The sequence below is a fragment of the Pelomonas sp. V22 genome, from assembly GCF_030014915.1.
In the GTDB taxonomy this organism is placed as follows: domain Bacteria; phylum Pseudomonadota; class Gammaproteobacteria; order Burkholderiales; family Burkholderiaceae_C; genus JAUASW01.
The window spans coordinates 189,746-206,106 of sequence record NZ_JAGIXS010000005.1 but is presented as its reverse complement, the minus strand read 5'-3'; the positions used below and the strand labels follow the sequence as shown (position 1 = coordinate 206,106).

The window sequence follows — 16,361 nt, the reverse complement described above, 5'->3', positions numbered from 1 at the left end:
ACATGGCAGAGCGCCTTTTCAAACCCTCGGTCACCGTGGCGGCCGTGGTCGAGCAGCAGGGTCGATTCCTGCTGGTCGAGGAAGAAACGCCCGCTGGCCTGATGCTCAACAACCCGGCCGGCCACCTGGAGCAGGGCGAATCGCCGCTGGAGGCGGTGGTGCGCGAGGCCTTGGAGGAGACGGCGCGGGATTTCCGGCCCGAGTTCTTCCTGGGCGTTTACCTCGCACGCACACAACGAGTGGCCGACGACGTCACCTATGTGCGTCTGGCCTTCGGCGGCACGGTGGGCGAGCAGATCGCCGGCCGGGCGCTGGACGCAGGCATCGTGCGCACGCTGTGGCTCACGGCCGACGAGATCCGGGCCAGCGCCGAGCGACACCGCAGCCCGCTCGTGCTGCAATGCATTGAAGACCATCTCGCTGGCCGGCGCCTGCCGCTGGCCGCCCTCCATGTGCATGCCTCGGTGAAGTCCCTGAGCTGAACCCCTGATGCCGAGTTTGAAACCCTCGCGCCGAGGCGCCCTCGGCCTGCTTTTGTCAACGCTGCTGGCTGGCCAGGCCACTGCCGCCGAGCCTGCGGTGCGCGTTGCCAGCTGGGACCGCAGCTCCGACCCGCTGACCGCCGTCAGCGAGGCCGTGCTGCAGCGCGCCTACCAGGAGCTGGGCCAAAAACTGGAGTTTGTGGAGCTGCCCAACCGCCGCGCACTGCAGGCCCTGCTGGCCGGCGAGGTGGATGGCAACCTGCACCGCGTCAAGTCGCTGGCGGAAGGCCAGCCGGGCTTGGTCCGTGTCGAGTTCCCCATCGGCACTTCGACCGTGCGGGCCTACACCCAGCGCCCCGAGCTGGGGCTGGCCGGCTGGGCCCAGCTCAAGGGCCTGAAGGTCGCCTACCAGCGCGGCATCCTGCGTGTCGAGCAGTTGCTGCCGGCGGGCGCCCAGCGCGTGGAGGCCAGTTCCAGCCATGAGCTGTTCCGCCTGCTGGCCAGCGGTGGCGCCGATGTGGCACTCAGCACCGAACCCGGCCAGGCCCCGCCGTTGCGGCGCGCCCCCGGCCTGCGCCGGCTGGAGGTGGTGCTGGACGAGCACACGCTCTACCACTACCTCGCCGCCCGCCATGCCGAGCTGGCCCGGCTTCTGGCCCCGGTGCTGCGCAAGCTGCAGGCCAGCGGCGAGCTGGATCAGGTGCGCCGCCACGCGCTGCAAGTCTGGCTGCCGACCACGGGCACGACCGGCGAATGACGCGATCAGGGTGCAATGCCCTGACTGCGGCGCCGATCCTGAGCCTTGCGGGAGAATCGGGCCCATGAGTTCCGGGAACATGAAGAAGCAACGCATCGTCGTCGGCCTGTCCGGCGGCGTCGATTCCGCCGTCACCGCCCATCTGCTGAAGCAGCAGGGCCATGAGGTGGTGGGCATCTTCATGAAGAACTGGGAGGATGACGACAGCGACGACGACAACAACAAGTACTGCTCGTCCAACATCGACTTCGTGGACGCGGCTGCCGTGGCCGACGTGATCGGCATCGAGATCGAGCACGTCAATTTCGCTGCCGACTACAAGGACCGCGTGTTCGCCGCCTTCCTGCGCGAGTACCAGGCCGGCCGCACGCCCAACCCCGACGTGCTGTGCAATGCCGAGATCAAGTTCAAGGCCTTCCTGGACCATGCGATGCGCCTCGGCGCCGAGAAAATCGCCACGGGCCATTACGCCAGAGTCCGTGAACTCGATGGCGAGGTCCAGTTGCTGAAAGGCCTGGACCCCACCAAGGACCAGAGCTACTTCCTGCACCGCCTGAACCAGGCCCAGCTCGCCAAGACCCTGTTCCCGGTCGGCGAGCTGAAGAAGACCGAGGTGCGCCGCATCGCCGAGGAGATCGGCCTGCCCAACGCCAAGAAGAAGGACTCGACCGGCATCTGCTTCATCGGCGAGCGGCCGTTCCGCGAGTTCCTGAACCGCTACCTGGCCCATCAGCCCGGCCCCATCAAGGACGAGCGTGGCCGTAACCTGGGCGAGCATGTCGGCCTGTCCTTCTACACGCTGGGCCAGCGCCAGGGCCTCGGCATCGGCGGCGTCAAGGAAAAGGGCTCGCCGCGCGGCGGTGGCGAGCACGAGCCCTGGTTCGTGGCCCGCAAGGACATGGAGAGCAACACCCTGATCGTGGTCCAGGGCCATGACCACCCCATGCTTCAAAGCAAGCGGCTGGTGGCCGACGACCTCAGCTGGTGCAGCGGCCGCGCGCCCGGCAAGACCGACCTGGCCGCCAAGAGCCGCTACCGCCAGGCCGACGCCGCCTGCCAGTTCGCCGAGCTGCCGCCGGACCGCCTGCTGCTGCGCTTCCCCGAGCCGCAATGGGCGGTGACACCAGGCCAGAGCGCCGTGATCTACGACGGCGAGGTCTGCCTGGGCGGCGGCGTCATCGTCGGCGCCGAGGGCTGAGGCCCTGGCAGCATCGGGTCAGGGGGGGCGCATGACCATAGTCACTGTGAGGAAAGTTCGGCCTCTGCCACCCTTCGCACCTTTTGCCGCACCGTGAACCGATTTGAGCGACTGCTACAGCACATGGCCCAGCCCGGGGTCGTGCTGCGCATTGCAGCGCTGTCGATCTGCCTGCTCGAGATGATTGCCGCCGGCGCCGCCCTCGCCGGCCGCCGCACCGATGCCTACGACGGCATCCTGCCCAACATCTACCGCCGCCTCGGTGGCGCCAGCGACGACCTGGGCCTGCTGCTGGCCTGCCTCACGCTGCTGGCCCTGTTCGCCTACGGCTGCTGGCGCCTGACCACCCAGGCCGACGATGTGCCGCCGCGCCACGCGCTGGCGGGACTGATTGTGCTCAACGCTCTGGCCCTGGCCGTGACGCCGGGCCTGCCCTTCCTGGTGACCGCCTTGGCCGCCGTGCGGCTGCGCAGCCGGCCGGCCCTGATCTTCGGCATTGCCCAGATCGCCATTGGCCTGCTGCTGTACCTGCTGCTGCCGAGCGACAGCCAGCGCGCCGAGCTGCTGACCTCCGAGCTGCCGATCTGGGTCAATGCGTTTTCGCAGCTGATGGCCCTCGTGGCCCTGCATGGCCTGGCTTTCGGCCTCGGCCGCATGGCCGCCGCCGAAACCGAGAAGCGCCGCTGGCTGCAGGCCATGCTGGCCGAGCGCATGAGCGCCGAGCAATGGCAGGCCGAGCAGATGCGCTTCGCCGAGCGCCAGCTGATGGCCCGCGAGCTGCACGACGTGGTCGGCCACCATCTCACAGCGCTGAACCTGCAGCTGCAGCTCGGCTCCGCCCTGCTGCAGCGCGAAGACCCAAACGCCGCCGCCCAGGCCGTGGCCCGGGCCCAGCAGGGCGCCGCCCATCTGCTGGCCGACGTGCGGGCCGCCGTGTCGGCCGAACGCAGCGCCCAGCGCATCGACCTCAGCAGCGCCCTGCAGGCGCTGGCCGAAGGCATCAACCACCCGCGCATCCAGCTGGACATCGCGCCGGCGGCCCGCGACCTGGGCCCGCGCGCCGCCCATGCGCTCTTGCGCTGCGTGCAGGAGGCGGTCACCAACAGCGTCCGCCATTCGCACGCCAGCGAAATCCGCATATGCTTGTCGGCCCCCAGCGCTGATGCCGTGCGGGTCAGCGTGGAAGACAACGGCCAGGCCCCCCGCGTCCTGCAGCCCGGCAACGGGCTCAAGGGCATGGCCGAACGGATGAACGAGCTGGGCGGCAGCATGAGCACGTTGACGCTGCAACCCGGTTTTGCGATCGAACTGCATTGCCCCCGAACGGCCTGACCGACTGACTCACCGACCGAGTACCCATGAGCAAGAGCAACACCCCCCACGCGAACCCCACCATCAAGCTGCTGCTGGTCGAGGATCAGCAACTGGTCCGCGAAGGCCTCAAGGGCCTGCTGGCCTTGCATGAGGAATTGCAGCTGGTCGGCGAAGCCAGCGATGGCGCTGCCGCCCTGGAATGGATCGCCGCCGCCAGCGCCGAGCAGTTGCCCGATGTGATCCTCTCCGACATGCGCATGCCGCGCATGGACGGCGTGGGCCTGATCCGGGCCCTGGCCGCGCGGGCCCTGAAGATCCCGGTGCTGCTCTTGACCACCTTCGACGACAGCGCCGCCTTCGACGAAGCCGTCTCGGCCGGCGCCCGTGGCTTCCTGCTCAAGGCCACCAGCCCTGAAGTGCTGCTGCACTCGCTGCGCGATGTGGCCGGCGGCGGCACGGCGCTGCGCCCCCTGATCACCGAGCGCATCGAGCGCCACAGCGGCGAACGCGCCTTCAGCGCCACGCCCGAGCCCGATCCGCTCTCGCCCAAGGAACTGCAGGTGCTGCGCCTGGTGGCCAGCGGCCGCAGCAACACCGAGATCGCTGCCCTGCTGGGCAACAGCGAAGGCGTGATCAAGAACCACTGCTCGACGGTGTTCTCCAAGATGGGCGTGCGGGACCGTACCCAGGCCGTGCTGCGCGCCATCGACCTCGGCTGGATCTGAAGCGAAAGCCTGCCACCATGCGCCGCCTGGTCCATCCGCTGCTCTTGCTGCTGACCCTGGTCAGCGCCTGCACCGCCGCGCCACCGCCGCCCAAGGCGGCTGCCCTGCGTGCCGAGCTGATGAAGGAGGTCGGCGACGCCGCCTGCGACAGCGATGCCCAGTGCCGCACCGTGGCCGTGGGCCACAAGGCCTGCGGCGGGCCGGCGGGCTACATGGCCTGGTCCAGCAAGCGCAGCAGCGAGGCCAGGCTCAAGGACCTGGCGCGCCGCCAGAGCGAGGCCGAGAAAGCCGAGAACGAGGGCAACGGCATGATGTCCAACTGCGCCGTGGTGGTGGACCCCGGCGCGGTTTGCAAGGCGGCGCGCTGTGAGCTGCGCGCCGACAAGCCGGCCGGCGAGCGAGCCCGTTGAAGCCTTTCGATCAGCCTGCCGCCTGGTAGGCCGACGCAATCCATCCCAGCAGGTCCGCATCGATCTGCCCGGCCTCGCTGATCCGTGTCGTCGCCTGGCACATGCCGCCGGGCGCCAGCACCTTCAGCCGCGCATGCGGTGGCAAGGTCTTGCAGTTGAGGCCGATCTCGATCTCGCTGGCCGTGGCCGGGCCGACCATGGCGAACTGCTTGCTGCGGCGCAGGCTCAGGTAGGTCTTCTTGGGCGCAATCTCGAAATCTCCGAGCTCGGCGATGCGCGCCATCACGGCGTCATGCAGCGGCCGAAGTGCGGCCTTCTTGCTGGTGTAGATGGCATCCAACGGATCGCCCTCGGCGGCCGGCGGCGCCGCGCCCACCTCCACATCGGGCAAAGGCTTGCCCTCGTAATGCACGACCGTGTTGGCATCGCCATAACCGAGGCCGAAGCGCTCCATCAGCCACGTTCGCTTCTCGCCATGCTTCTGCTGACCCGAACCGGCGAGGTGCTCATGCAACTGAGCGAGCGTGAGGCCGGTCTTGGCCTGGATGTTCTTGACCTGGGTGAGCAGGGCTTGCTGCGGATCGGCCATCTCAGTCTCCTTTCGAGGCTTTCGCCTTCATCGGCCAGTTGCTGCTGCGGCAGCGCTTGGGCAGGACGAACTCCATGTGCTTCATCATGAAGTACATCAGCTTCGTCGAGAACGGCAAGCCCTGACCCTCGGCCAGCAGCTTCAGGTGCTTCAGGATGAAGTCGCCGCCGCTGGCCATGGCCTTGCCGGTGGCCGTGCCCTCGGGGAGGCCCACGACGCGCAGCAGCACCTCGACTTCGCCGCCACCGAGCTCCTTCAGTTCGTAGTGCACTTCGCAGACCGGGTCGTCATGCTGGGTGAAGCGGTGCGTGTGGGCGTAGTGGTGCGGTGGATTGAAGACCAGCACATGGCCGTCGACGATCACGTTCTTGCCCGTGCCGGTGCGCATCTGCATGGGCGCACCGGGGCCCAGCACCGTGGTGTGCAGCCAGGCGTCGTAGATCGCGCCTTGCCCCTCGTCGGTCTTGGTCAGCTCGCGCCAGATGCGCTCGATGGGCGCACTGATGGTGATGCGGAACATGCGTTCGCTCATGGCTAGGACTTCCTCTTGGCGGTGGGGAACAGGGAATGGACCTCGGCGCCTTCGGCCGCGTATTTCAGGGCCGTCAAGCGGGGCGCCCAGTAGGCGCTCAGCTCCGTGCTCCAGCGCTCGTGGATCAGCTGCATGGGCGCGGCGTTGAACCAGAGCAGGCGCTCGCGCCCCTCCTTGCGGGAGATGACGAGATTGCCGCGCTCCAGCACCTGCAGGTGCTTCATCACGCCGAAGCGACTCAGCTCGCCCTCGAAGCATTCACACAGCCGCGCCACATTGCAGCCCGGCTCCTTGACCAGCCAGTCGAGCATGCGCCGGCGCGGCTCGGAGGCGAGCGCGTGGAAGGTGGCGTCGAGTTCGTCGGGCTTCATAGGTGACTCAATGGTCACATATTGAAGCCGGGCTGGCAAGCCTGGGTTTTCAGACTCAGGCTGGCAGCTGGTAGTCGAAGCGGTAGTGGTGCTGGCCGCCGCTGATCTCGATCTGCATCGTGCCGCTCAGGCCCAGCAGCTCCTCCGTGCCGGAATCCGGCACGACACGGCATTGCAGGGTGGCCTGGCCCCGGTCCATCACGCCGAAGTGCATCATCAAGAAGCTGCCGCGCTTGCCCTGCAGCGTGCCGGTGATTCTCTCCATCGCCACATAGCCGGCCGAACCGGGCTGCGCCGTGCCGGCAGCTAGCATCTCGCCGAGGCTGTGGGCCGCGAGCTCGCCATGGAACTGCTTGTCCAGGCTGCGGCGGCCGAGGCCGGCAGCCTCGGTGCCCGGGGCGGGCGGCTGGTTGACCAGCTTCACATCGAACAGACCTTGGGCTTGCATGAAAAGAACTCCCTTCTTGTTGATGACAGCGGGCTGTGCCCCGGCGGCGCCCGCCAGGGCGATCAGCAGGGCCGCGGCACGGCGGCGTGAGTATGGCGCTGGGTTCATGCCCGCCATTGCATTCGAAGCGGCGCGCCGATGATTGGAAAAACGCGACCGCCCGCACCCGGCCCGGCACGCGGCGTCCTGAACCAGCGCCTCGATCCGCAGCGCTTCCAGCACCAGCGACAGGCGCCTTGCGAGGCCCTGGCGCCCTGGGTCGAGCATTTCTGGCATGTGGGCTGGGACCTCGAAGGCCTGCCCGAGCAGCAGCAGGAGACGCTGCCGCATCCAAACGTGCAGCTGGTCGTTGAGGGCGGTGAGGCGCGGCTCTGGGGCGTGCACGGCGGCCGCTTCGTCAAGCGGCTGGCCGGCAAGGGCTGGGTGTTCGGCATCAAGTTCCGGGCGGCGGCGTTTCAGCCGTTCTGGGGCCAGGCGGTGAGCGGCCTGGCGAATCGCTCGATGGCGGCGGAAGAGGTATTCGGCGCGGCCGCGCAAGCGCTCACGAGCTGGCGCGAGTGGCCGGGCATGGAGACGCTCGCGGCGCAGGCCGAGGCCTTGCTGCTGGCCCGCCTGCCAGCCCCCGATCCGCAAGTGCAGGCCCTCGGCGATCTGGTGGCGCTGATCGCCCAGCGGCCGGACTGGACCTCGGTGGAGCAGCTCGCCGAACACAGCGGCCATTCGCCCCGGCAACTGCAGCGCCTGTTCAGCCACTATGTCGGCGCCAGCCCGAAATGGGTGATCGCCCGCTACCGGCTGCACGAGGCCCTGGCGCTCTTGCAAAGCGGCGAGGCGCGGCCCGATGCCGAGCTGGCGCTGCGCCTCGGCTACTTCGACCAGGCGCATTTCATCCGCGACTTCCGCCGCCTCGTGGGCCGGCCGCCAGCCGCCTATCTGAAGACGATGGCCTGAGCCTGGTTCAGGCCCACAGGCGGTAGGGCCAGAAGGCCAGCTCCTCGCGCATGCGGCGGCGCAGTTCCTCGGGGCTGAAGCCGGTGAGCCGGCGCGTCTCGCGGCACAGGTGCGATTGATCGGCATAGTCGGCCTCGACGGCCAGCTGGGCCCAGGCTGGCGCTTCGGCCCCAGCCACGGCCGCCAGAAAGGCCTGCTCCCCGCGCGAGACGGCCCGCAGCTCGCGCATCGGCAGGCCGGTGAAGGCCTTGATGCGGCGCTCGAAGCTGCGCAGGCTGCGGCCCGCCGCACTGCCGGCGGCCCGCACGGCCAGCGCCTCCAGCCATTGCGAGTAGCGCTGGCCCACGCCCTCCTGCGAGCGCAGGGGTTGCCAGCGCGGCGCGAGGAAGGCTTCGAGCGAGGCCAGGCGGGCCTCGTCGTCCACGAGGCCGGCCAGGGATGCAGCCCATTCGCACCAGTCCGGAGGAAGGAGGCTGGCCGCGTCCACGCAGCGGTCCACCAGCGAAGCGGCATCGATGCCGGTCAGCAGGCGGAAGGCATCCGGCAGAAAGAGCAGCTGCAAGCCATGCACGCCCGAGGGCGCCACACGCAGGTGCGTGGGCCCGGTGACCGGGCCGCTGAGCGCCACCGGCCAGACCTGGAAGCCCGCCGAGGGCGGCACGAAACCGGGCGAGGCCAGCCACTCGGCCGAGCCTTCGAAGGTCCAGGTCAGGCAGACCAGGGGCGAGGCGGGGTAGTAGGTGTCGAGCTCGGCATCCTGCAGGGCCAGGCCCCGCGTGTCGCGCAGAAAACCGGCGCGCACGCAACCTGCCAGGTTCAGCGGGGGCAGCCAGAGGCGGGCGCCGTCGTTCTTCATGCGGCGGCATTGTGTCGCAATCGTTCTATAGCCAGGCCGTGCCACCCGGCACCATGGGCCCATGAACACCTTGCGCTACGACGAACTCCCCGGCCCGGACGCCTCCTGGTTCGGCCTGCTCCAGCTGCGCGACATGGCACGCGACTACCTCGGCCTGCTGGAGCGCTATCGCCACGAGCATGGCGACGTGGTGCGGCTGCGCGTCGTCAGGGAGCGCACGCTGGACCTGTTCGACCCCGAGCTGGTGCGGCGCCTGATGGTCGACCATGCCGACGACTTGATCCGCTGGGAGCGCGGCACCGAGGTGTTTGCCGAGTCGGTGGGCCAGTCCGTGCTGGTGACCGAGGGCGCGACCTGGCAGCGCCAGCGGCGCATGCTGATGCAGGCCTTCACGCCCAAGAAGGTCGCCGGCTATGCGGCGCTGATGGCCGAGGCCGGTGAGGCCGGCCTGAACGCCCAGCGGCCCGGTGACGTGGCCATGGACGGCCTGTTCGCCCAGCTGACCATGGACGTGATCTCGCGCACCTTGTTCAGTCGGCCGATCAGCAGCTCGGGCACGAACACCACCGAAGCCGCGGCCGCCGTGCAGCGGCTCAGCGAGATCGGCCTGCGCGAGATGTTCTGGCCGATGACGCTGCCGGACTGGCTGCCGCTGCCGGGCAAGGCCGCCAAGCGCCGGGCGCTGCGCCTGATCAATGGCTTGCTGCATGAACGCATCGAGGAGCGCCGACGGTCTGGCGAAGCGCGCAGCGATCTGCTGGGCATGCTGCTCGCGCTGCGCGACGAGGAAGGCGGCGGCGCGCTGAGCGAGCAGGAGGTCTTCGATCAATGCATGCTGAGCTTCCAGGCCGGCCACGAGACCAGCTCGACGGCCCTCCTGTGGTGGAGCTGGCTGATGGCCCGCCACCCCGAGGCCCAGCAGCGCGCGGCCGAGGAGATAGGCCAGCTGCAGGGCCGCGCGCCCGGCCCCGAAGACCAGGCCCGCCTGCCCTGGCTCACCGCCAGCTTGAAGGAGGCGATGCGGCTTTACCCACCGGCCGCCGCGCTGATGACGCGCCGGCTCAAGCGCGACATCGTCCTGCCGCTGCCCGATGGACGCCAGTTGCAGCTGCCGGCCCGCACCATGGTCCGCATCACGCCCTGGCTGCTGCACCGCGACCGCCGCTGGTGGCTGGAGGCCGAGGCCTTCCGCCCCGAGCGCTTCCTGCCCGGCGCGAACGACGCGATTCCGCGCGGCGCCTACCTGCCCTTCGGCCTCGGCCCGCGCGTCTGCCTCGGCCAGCATTTCGCGATGCTGGAGATGCAGGTGCTGGCGGCCCAGCTGCTGCAGCGTTTCCGCTTGAGTACGGTGCCAGGCGAGCCCGAGCCGGTGCCCCGGCTGGCGGTCACGCTGCGGCCGGCGGGCGGGTTGAGACTGCGCCTAGAGGCCGCCTGAGGATCAGGCCGGCGGCGCGGCCAGCAGCGCTTCGAAGCCGGCCCGGCGCACCTCGGCATCGATCTTGGGGTTGAGCTTGCGTGCCGCTTCCAGATCGCGCTGCGCCAGCTCCGCCTTGCCGAGCTGCTGCAGTGCGACGGCACGGCCGTAGAGCGACCAGGCGAACGGTTTCATCTCAATGGACGCCTCCAGCGCCTTCCTGGCACTGGAGGCCTCGCCCATGCGCAGATAGAGCCAGCCGAGGCTGTTGCGATAGCCGGGCTCGCCACCGTCCTTGCTAACAGCCTGCTTGCAGTCCTTCAAGGCCTCGGGCAGGTCGATGTTCAGCCGCGCGCGCAGCCAGCAGCGCTGGTTGAGGATGCCGGGCAGGGCATTGTCGTCGACATGGGTGGGAATCCAGAGCTCCCACTGGCGCAGGGCCTCGGGCGCGCGGTCCAGCTGGGCGTACACACCGGCCATGCCGGCCCGCAGGTGGGACGAGGGGTTCTGGCTGCCATCCAGTTCCCTGAGGTCGACCTCGGCACCGGCACGGTCAGCAAAGACTAGGCGCAGGCGCGCGCGGCTGAGGCGCGCCTCACCCAGGTCGGGCTGCAGCCGCAGGGCCTCGTCCAGGTCCTTCAGCGCCTCGCGCGGCTGGCGCAAGCTCAGCTTCACCTGCGAACGCGCCATGAAGTGGCGGGCCACCGTGGGTGCGATCTCGCAGGCCCGGTCAAGGTCGCGCAGGGCGCCGGCATGGTCGCCCCGCAGGACGGCCGCCGCCGCGCGCACCGCCAGGCCCTCCGCGTCGTCGGCTGCCAGCTCGGCAGGTGCCGCCGCATGGCGGGCATCCGCTTCACCGACCTGGCCATCGCGAGCGAAGACCGCACCACCGTTCCAGGTGGCCGACACCTGCTTCTGCAGCCGCGACACATAGATGCGATGCGACAGGAAATAGTCGAGGCCGATGATCATGTCGTGGTCATCGCTCTGCGCGTCATCGATGACGAACTGGTTGTTCTGGATCTTCTCGCCGCCGAACTCGAACGAAGCCACGGTGGCCGTCCAGGCCCGCACCTTGCCCACGCCGGCACCGCCGGTGCGGCCGGCCAGCGTCATGTCCTTTTCTTCGATGCCGGCGCGCCTGGCGGCACTGCGCAGCAAGGTGGTCACGGGCGCGCCGGTGTCCAGCAGCGCGCGCAGCCGCGTGCCGTTGACCGTGACGATCACGCGCGCCGCCGTATCCCGACGGTCGCTGGGCCGGAGCAGGCGCTCGCTGATGATGGGCGCATCGCCAGCCCAGTAGAGCAGCTGCGTCTTCTCGCAGTCCCCGGTCGGGAACATCAGGCGGACCATGCCGCGCGCCAGGTCGTATTCGGTGTCGGCGCCGGACAGGAAATTGCGGCCGAGGATGCCCTGGATGCCCGAGCCCAGCTCATTGCCACCGACGACGAACTCCACCTTGGGCAGCTCCGCGCCCTGCAGCCTGACCTTGTCGACCCGGGTCAGCCGGGCCTCCACCTCGCCTGCATGGCCTTGGATGGTGAAGCCGGGCGGCAGGGCATACAGCGGCAGCTTCAGCTGGGCCGCCACCGAGGGCGAGAGGAAGCTGTAGAAGGCCCCGCTGTCGACCAGCAACGGCAGGTCGACGCCGTTGATGCCCACGGTCGCGATCGGCCGCGCATTGACCAGTCGCACCGGGATTTCGACCGACTGCAGCCTGCAGGCGGCCGAGGCCGGCAAGGCCAGAGCGGCCAGGGTCAACAGGCCCGGGAGTTTTCCGATCCCTCTTGTCTTTTGCCTCATGCCCGCAGCCCTCCACCGCCGCCACCGGCTCACGCCCGGTAACCGGGTCGGTCGAGCCAGACAATAAAAAAGCCCGCTGCGGCAAGCGCGGCGGGCCTCCTGGCCGGGGATCTTACTGAGGAAGATCCGGAGCTTGGGAATGATCAGAACGGAATGTCGTCGTCCATGTCGTCGAAGCCGGTGGCCGACTTCGGTGCCGGTGCGGCTGGGCGGGCGGCAGGCGCACGCGGGGCCGGGGCGCGGCTTTCGCGCTCGTAACCGCCGCCACCGCCTTCGTCGCCACCGCCGGCGCCACGGCCGCCGCGGGCATAGCCGCCGCCACCGCCGCCTTCTTCGCCGCCGTCACGGCCGCCGAGCAATTGCATCTGGTCGGCAATGATTTCGGTGGTGTAGGTGTCGCGGCCTTCCTTGTCCTGCCACTTGCGGGTGCGCAGGCGGCCTTCCACATAGAGCGGGCGGCCCTTCTTGCAGTACTCGCCAACGATCTCGGCCAGCTTGTCGTTGAAGACGACGCGGTGCCATTCGGTCTCTTCCTGGCGCTCACCGCTTTCGCGGTTCTTCCACTGGCGCGTGGTGGCCAGGCTGATGGTGCAGAAGGCGACGCCGCTGGGGTTGTAGCGCAGCTCGGGGTCGCGGCCGAGGTTGCCGATGAGGATGACTTTGTTGACCGAGGCCATGTGCAGCGCTCCGCTGGAAGGAATCTAGAGGGGGCGATTATGCCGCCCGCGCCTCACCCAGGCCGCCAGGCGGCGGCGGCTCATCCCTCGAATCCGGGATTTGGTCTGCCACCCGCCCGAGCCGCCCAGGGCCATGCCTAAGATGCCGCCATGCCTCGCAGTACCAGCCCCAAGACCCCGCCCCGCAGCCGCAGCAGCGGCCGCCTGCTGCTGGGCTATGGGGCGGCCTGCCTGGTGGCCTGGCTGCTGTTCGTGCTGGCCGGCACCGAGTTCCAGCGCGGGCTCTGGCAGCTGTGGGAGGCCGTCTACCAGGCCACGCTGACACTGTGGGCGCCGATGCTGCTCGGCCTCACCGTGCTGCCGCTGGCCCAATGGCTGGCCCGGCGCGACCGCAGCATGCCGCTGCAGCTGGCCGTGCACCTGGCCGCGGCCTTCGCCTTCAGCCTGGCCTGGCTCGGCCTCGACTATGGCGCGGCCGCCCTGCTGTTCGGCTTCGAGCATGCCGACGCCACGCTGGAGCAGAGCTTTCTGTGGCGGGCGATCTGGGGCTTGCTGGTCTACGCCGCGCTGTCCACAGGCTTCGTGGCCGCGCTGAACGCCCGCCGCGCCAAGCTCCTGGCCGTGACGGCGGCGCAGGCCGAGTCGGCCCTCGCACGGGCCGAGCTGGCGGCCATCAGCGGCAAGCTGAATCCGCATTTCCTGTTCAACACCCTGAATTCCATCATCGCCCTGACCCGCAAGGACGCCAAGGCGGCCGAGGCCGCGCTGCTGCGCTTCTCGGGGATGCTGCGCTATGTGCTGGCCACCAAGCGCGAGGCGACGGACCGGGTCACGCTGCAGGAGGAGCTGGACTTCCTGCGCGACTACCTGGCCCTGGAGGCCCTGCGCCTCGGCCAGCGGCTGAAGGTGGAGTGGGAGCTGGACCCGCGCACGCTGGAAGACGAGATCCCGCCGCTCACGCTGCAGCCGCTGGTGGAGAACAGCATCGTGCACGGCATTGCCCCGCGCACCCAGGGCGGCTGCATCACCATCAGCGCCCAGCGCGATGCGCTGACCGATGGTCTGAACCTCTGCGTGCGCGATGACGGCGAGGGCTGCGACCCGGCCCAACTGGAGAGCGCTGCCTCGCGCCCCGGCATCGGCCTCGGCGCCCTGCGCCGCCGCTTCGCGCTGGACTATGAAGGCCGTGCCCGCCTGCGCGTGCACACCGCCCCCGGCGCGGGCTTTCGCGTCGACCTGTGGATTCCGCAATCATGAGCAACACAAAGATCACCACCCTGATCGCAGAGGACGAGCCCTTGGCAGCCGAGAGCCTGGCCGAATGGGTCAAGGAGCTGCCGCAGCTGGACTTGCTGGGCATCGCCTCCGATGGCCCTTCGGCACTGGAAATGATCCGCGCCCGCCAGCCCGGCCTCGTCTTCATGGACATCAGCATGCCCGGCATGACCGGCCTGCAGGTGCTGCGCGCCCTGGCCGAGTCCGAGGCGGCGGGCCTCGCGCAGGCGCCGGCGGTGATCTTCACCACGGCCTACGACGAGCATGCGCTGGCCGCCTTCGAGCTGCATGCGGCCGACTACCTGCTCAAGCCCTTCTCGCAGGACCGCTTCAACGAGGCGGTGGAGCATGCCTTGCAAAGGCTGCACAGCGCCGGTGCGCTGAACGAGGCCCTGAGCGAAGCCCTGAGCGAGGCCAGCCAGGCGCCGGCCGAGCCGCTGCAGCGCATCCTGGTGCGCGACCAGGGCAAGATCTTTCCGATCAATGTCGAGGCCATCGAGTACCTGCGCTCCGACACCAAGTACACGGCCGTGGCCAGCCGGGGCAAGCAGTTCCTGGTTCGGCTGCCGATCACGGCCTTCGAACAGCGGCTCGACGCCCAACGTTTTCTCAAGCTGCAACGCAGCTGCATCGTCAACCTGGACTTCGTCGAATCGATGACGCCTGACGACAACTCACAGCTGGTGGTGCAGATGCAGGACGGCACGCGCTTCACCGCGAGCCGCGAGGTCTCCAAGAAACTGCGGGAGCAATCGATATGAAAGCCATGATCCACAAGCCCACGCAAGCCCTCTTCATCAGCAGCCTGCTGCTGGCCAGCCTCGCCGGCTGGGCCCAGCAGGGCACCCGCCCGCGCGAGGGCCAGGTCTACAGTCTCGGGCCCTTCGAACGCCTGGAGGTGGCCGGCTCGGCCAATGTGAAACTGGTGCAGGGCGACAAGGACGAGATCTTCATCGTCGGCGGCAGCGACGTGCAGCGCAGCGTCGAGGTGTCATTGAACGGCGACCGCTTGACGATCAAGCCCACCGGCAGCTGGCGGTTCTGGAACAACACGCGCCTGCAGATCGACGTGGAAATGCGCCAGATGAGCCAGCTGGTGCTCTCGGGCTCCAGCGACCTGCACGCGCCCGGCGCGGTCAAGTCCGATCAGCTGAAGATCCACATCTCGGGTGCCGGCCTGGCCCGCTTCGACGACCTGGTCTGCGACCAGCTGAGCTTCGGCATCTCGGGCGCCGGTGAAGGCCAGTTGCGCGGCAAGGTGCGCGAGCTGGCGCTCAATGTCTCGGGCAAGGGCAAGCTGCAGGCCGAGGATCTGCAGGCGCAGAAGGCCGGCGTGTCGATCAGCGGCATCGGCAGCGCAGCGCTCTGGGTGATCGAGGACCTGAAGGTTGGCGTCTCCGGCATCGGCAGCGTCGACTACTGGGGCAAGCCGAACGTCAGGCGCAGCAGCGCCGGCATGAGCTCGGTGACGGCGCACGGCGAGAAGCGCTCGCAGTGAGCTGAGCGCCCCTCGGGGGGGGCGCCCGTGTACCCGATGGCGGGGGATCAACGTTGCCGTGATTGCTTCTGCTGGTACATCAGCCGGTCCGCCTCGGCTAGCAGGGCAGCGGCATCGGGATGGCGGTCGGGGTCGAAGTCGGCCCGGCCCACGCTGTGGCGCAGCGGGTAGGCGGCCGTGGCGTTGTGCTCGTACAGCGCGAGGCTCAGGCGCTGCAGCGCATGGTCGCAGTCCTGCGGCGTGGCATTGGTCAGCAGCACGGCGAACTCGTCGCCGCCCAGCCGCGCCACCACGTCGGACTCGCGGAAGGTGCTGCGCAGCAGGCGCGCGAAAGTCTGCAAGGCACGGTCGCCCTCGGCATGGCCGTGCTGGTCGTTGATGCGCTTGAAGCCATCGAGATCGAAGAACAGCAGCACGGCCGGCCGCTGCAGCCGCCGGCACATGCCGAGCGAGTGGCGGGCCAGGGCCTCGAAGCCGCGCCGGTTGGTCAGGCCGGTCAGCTCGTCCAGTGTGGCGAGCAGGAGGATGGCGAGCTCATGCTCGACCATGTCGGCCAAATCGCCGAGCAGGGCCAGGTCTTCGTCGTTGAGCTCGCGCGGCTGGGTGTCGAGCAGGCACAGCGTGCCGACCGGATGGCCCGACGGCGAGCGCAAGGGGCGCCCCGCATAGAAGCGGATATACGGCGAGCCAACGACCAGCGGGTTGTCGACGAAGCGCTCATCCAGCAGCGCATCGGGCACGACCATGGCCTGGGGCCGCAGGATGGCGTGGCCGCAGAAGGAGATATCGCGCGGCGTCTCGCTCACGCCGTCCAGGCCCTGGGCGGACTTGAACCACTGCCGCTCGGCATCGACCAGGCTGACCAAGGCGATGGGCACATTGAACAGGCGCTTGGCCAGCCGCGTGAAGCGGTCGAAGCGCTCCTCGCGTTCGCTGTCCAGCACATGCAGCGATTGCAGCGCCTGCAGGCGCTCGGCTTCGTCGGGCGGAAGGTCAGGGATCTTCATCGTGAGTGGGGTGGAGGAGGCGCACGGCAAAGTCCTCGACAATGCCGGTCTTCC

Annotated in this window: 19 protein-coding genes; 11 read left to right on the top strand and 8 right to left on the bottom strand. The window is 69.1% G+C overall.

Translation table 11 applies throughout. The annotated features are described in order from the left end of the window. Nucleotides 1-2 precede the first annotated feature (2 nt). The 6 genes from J7U46_RS17020 to J7U46_RS16995 all read left to right on the top strand — a co-directional run bounded on the left by J7U46_RS17020 (nt 3) and on the right by J7U46_RS16995 (nt 4,886). A complete protein-coding gene (locus J7U46_RS17020) occupies nt 3-482 on the top strand; it encodes an NUDIX hydrolase (RefSeq protein WP_282827947.1) in 480 nt (159 codons plus the stop codon). 7 nt (nt 483-489) lie between these two features. After that, nucleotides 490-1,239 (top strand): transporter substrate-binding domain-containing protein, encoded by a 750-nt coding sequence (locus J7U46_RS17015; RefSeq protein WP_282827946.1) that lies wholly within the window; start codon nt 490-492, stop codon nt 1,237-1,239. 79 nt (nt 1,240-1,318) lie between these two features. After that, entirely contained in the window at nt 1,319-2,437 is a 1,119-nt protein-coding gene (gene mnmA, locus J7U46_RS17010) for a tRNA 2-thiouridine(34) synthase MnmA (protein ID WP_282828209.1), read from the top strand. A gap of 123 nt (nt 2,438-2,560) precedes the next feature. Next, entirely contained in the window at nt 2,561-3,769 is a 1,209-nt protein-coding gene (locus tag J7U46_RS17005; protein ID WP_282827944.1) for a histidine kinase, read from the top strand. Nucleotides 3,770-3,795: 26 nt separating this feature from the next. Continuing rightward, nucleotides 3,796-4,476 (top strand): response regulator transcription factor, encoded by a 681-nt coding sequence (locus J7U46_RS17000; protein ID WP_282827943.1) that lies wholly within the window; start codon nt 3,796-3,798, stop codon nt 4,474-4,476. 17 nt (nt 4,477-4,493) lie between these two features. Then, nucleotides 4,494-4,886: a hypothetical protein gene (locus J7U46_RS16995; RefSeq protein WP_282827942.1), complete on the top strand. Its 393-nt coding sequence runs from the start codon at nt 4,494-4,496 to the stop codon at nt 4,884-4,886. 10 nt (nt 4,887-4,896) lie between these two features. Here the strand turns inward: J7U46_RS16995 and J7U46_RS16990 are convergent, their stop codons facing one another. Genes J7U46_RS16990 through J7U46_RS16975 form a run of 4 tightly spaced genes read right to left on the bottom strand, consistent with a single transcriptional unit; the run spans nt 4,897 to nt 6,826 of the window. Next, nucleotides 4,897-5,475, bottom strand: coding sequence for a DUF5655 domain-containing protein (locus tag J7U46_RS16990; protein WP_282827941.1), 579 nt, complete (start codon nt 5,473-5,475; stop codon nt 4,897-4,899). A 1-nt stretch (nt 5,476) separates the two neighbouring features. Further along, nucleotides 5,477-6,007, bottom strand: a complete 531-nt coding sequence (locus J7U46_RS16985) for an SRPBCC domain-containing protein (RefSeq protein WP_282827939.1) — start codon at nt 6,005-6,007, stop codon at nt 5,477-5,479. Nucleotides 6,008-6,009: 2 nt separating this feature from the next. Then, entirely contained in the window at nt 6,010-6,378 is a 369-nt protein-coding gene (locus tag J7U46_RS16980) for a helix-turn-helix transcriptional regulator (protein ID WP_282827938.1), read from the bottom strand. Between the two features lie 55 nt (nt 6,379-6,433). Next, the gene (locus tag J7U46_RS16975; RefSeq protein WP_282827937.1) at nt 6,434-6,826 is read right to left on the bottom strand and encodes a DUF3224 domain-containing protein; all 393 of its coding nucleotides are present in this window, start codon (nt 6,824-6,826) and stop codon (nt 6,434-6,436) included. A 138-nt stretch (nt 6,827-6,964) separates the two neighbouring features. On the opposite strand from J7U46_RS16975, the gene J7U46_RS16970 reads away from it, so the two are divergent. Next, on the top strand, nt 6,965-7,777 hold the full coding sequence (locus J7U46_RS16970; protein ID WP_282827935.1) for a helix-turn-helix transcriptional regulator: 813 nt from the start codon (nt 6,965-6,967) through the stop codon (nt 7,775-7,777). 7 nt (nt 7,778-7,784) lie between these two features. Here J7U46_RS16970 and J7U46_RS16965 read toward each other — a convergent pair whose 3' ends face one another. Beyond that, a complete protein-coding gene (locus J7U46_RS16965; protein ID WP_282827934.1) occupies nt 7,785-8,633 on the bottom strand; it encodes a helix-turn-helix domain-containing protein in 849 nt (282 codons plus the stop codon). A gap of 61 nt (nt 8,634-8,694) precedes the next feature. Here J7U46_RS16965 and J7U46_RS16960 point away from each other — a divergent pair, with 61 nt between their 5' ends. Further along, on the top strand, nt 8,695-10,068 hold the full coding sequence (locus tag J7U46_RS16960; protein ID WP_282827932.1) for a cytochrome P450: 1,374 nt from the start codon (nt 8,695-8,697) through the stop codon (nt 10,066-10,068). A 3-nt stretch (nt 10,069-10,071) separates the two neighbouring features. On the opposite strand, the gene J7U46_RS16955 is transcribed toward J7U46_RS16960, so the two are convergent. Together J7U46_RS16955 and ssb are read right to left on the bottom strand one after the other, a co-directional pair. Beyond that, the gene (locus J7U46_RS16955; RefSeq protein ID WP_282827930.1) at nt 10,072-11,808 is read right to left on the bottom strand and encodes an aspartyl protease family protein; all 1,737 of its coding nucleotides are present in this window, start codon (nt 11,806-11,808) and stop codon (nt 10,072-10,074) included. A gap of 185 nt (nt 11,809-11,993) precedes the next feature. Beyond that, nucleotides 11,994-12,527: a single-stranded DNA-binding protein gene (gene ssb, locus J7U46_RS16950; RefSeq protein WP_282827929.1), complete on the bottom strand. Its 534-nt coding sequence runs from the start codon at nt 12,525-12,527 to the stop codon at nt 11,994-11,996. A gap of 150 nt (nt 12,528-12,677) precedes the next feature. On the opposite strand from ssb, the gene J7U46_RS16945 reads away from it, so the two are divergent. From J7U46_RS16945 to J7U46_RS16935, 3 genes are read left to right on the top strand one after another with little or no spacing between them, the layout of a single operon-like run. After that, entirely contained in the window at nt 12,678-13,784 is a 1,107-nt protein-coding gene (locus tag J7U46_RS16945) for a histidine kinase (RefSeq protein WP_282827928.1), read from the top strand. Then, nucleotides 13,781-14,563, top strand: coding sequence for a LytTR family DNA-binding domain-containing protein (locus tag J7U46_RS16940; protein ID WP_282827927.1), 783 nt, complete (start codon nt 13,781-13,783; stop codon nt 14,561-14,563). Before J7U46_RS16945 ends, J7U46_RS16940 begins: the two co-directional genes overlap by 4 nt. Then, the gene (locus J7U46_RS16935) at nt 14,560-15,300 is read left to right on the top strand and encodes a head GIN domain-containing protein (RefSeq protein ID WP_282827926.1); all 741 of its coding nucleotides are present in this window, start codon (nt 14,560-14,562) and stop codon (nt 15,298-15,300) included. Before J7U46_RS16940 ends, J7U46_RS16935 begins: the two co-directional genes overlap by 4 nt. Nucleotides 15,301-15,347: 47 nt before the next feature. On the opposite strand, the gene J7U46_RS16930 is transcribed toward J7U46_RS16935, so the two are convergent. Continuing rightward, entirely contained in the window at nt 15,348-16,307 is a 960-nt protein-coding gene (locus tag J7U46_RS16930; RefSeq protein ID WP_282827925.1) for a sensor domain-containing diguanylate cyclase, read from the bottom strand. Between the last annotated feature and the right edge of the window lie 54 nt (nt 16,308-16,361).